Origin of the sequence: Pseudoalteromonas rubra, from assembly GCF_004212645.1 — a bacterium.
In the GTDB taxonomy this organism is placed as follows: Bacteria; Pseudomonadota; Gammaproteobacteria; order Enterobacterales; family Alteromonadaceae; genus Pseudoalteromonas; species Pseudoalteromonas rubra_G.
Genome location: NZ_PPUZ01000155.1, coordinates 1 through 847 on the forward strand (window position 1 = coordinate 1; position 847 = coordinate 847).

The following is an 847-nucleotide window of genomic DNA, read 5'->3' on the forward strand; positions in this document are numbered from 1 at the left end:
GCTTTGTGACTGATTGAGCTCGTTCAGAATATACACACCCTGGCCCGCCAGAATATCAATCACGCCCTGATCGGCATGCAGCTCTGCGGCTTTAAGCTCAATGGCACCAGAGGCCATCAAATAGATGCTGTCTTTGGCGGTGAGCTTGGTGGTCAGGTGTTCAATTTCACTGCTTGTGTGGTCGTATTTGCCAACAGGCGCATTGTTTACATAGCTGGTTTGCTGGGAGAGCAGTCGAATATTGCCATCGGCACGCAGGCTGATGTTATTGCCATTGATGGTACCACCCTGAACAACAATGTCGCCCATACTGTAAATGCTGATATTCTCACCATTGACAGATGCTATCTGGCCAAACCGGGAGCCTTGCTCATAGCGATTAGAAAAGCGGTGGACCAGGGTTTTTTGTTCATACTGCCCGGCAATAATCTGCACATTTTGTGCGGCACTGAGCGTGCCGGAGTGGTTTCTGAGCGTGCCGCCAACAAACAGGTTCAGGTCGCCGTCTGACGCCACTTCTGCCCCTGGATTGACGTTTAAATCGCGGGCGGTTCTTAAGTAGGTGTTTCTGCCGGTGCGCAGGGCAAGTTAAAAATGGCAGGTATACTCAGAGACACCCGACAAAATGCTCAAAAGGAGCTTTCCGTTTTGAGTGGGTGCCTCTGGAAAATTTGAGCAGCATTCCAGTTTGGAATTGCCATCGCCTATTTTTCTGAGAGATTTAATATACCAAAATGCAGTAGATTTACTTTCCCTCCTATTTTAATTAGAAACCCACCTTTTTATGATTATTATATTCTTTTTCAAAATTAACTAAGCTATAATCCAAGCCTGCAATCAAATATTT

The 847-nt window shown here is 46.4% G+C and carries 1 protein-coding gene; it reads right to left on the bottom strand.

The window, feature by feature from the left end:
• The coding region (locus tag C3B51_RS23140) for a hemagglutinin repeat-containing protein (protein WP_130246542.1) at positions 1 to 516 on the bottom strand (516 nt) is incomplete at its 3' end.
• Between the last annotated feature and the right edge of the window lie 331 nt (positions 517 to 847).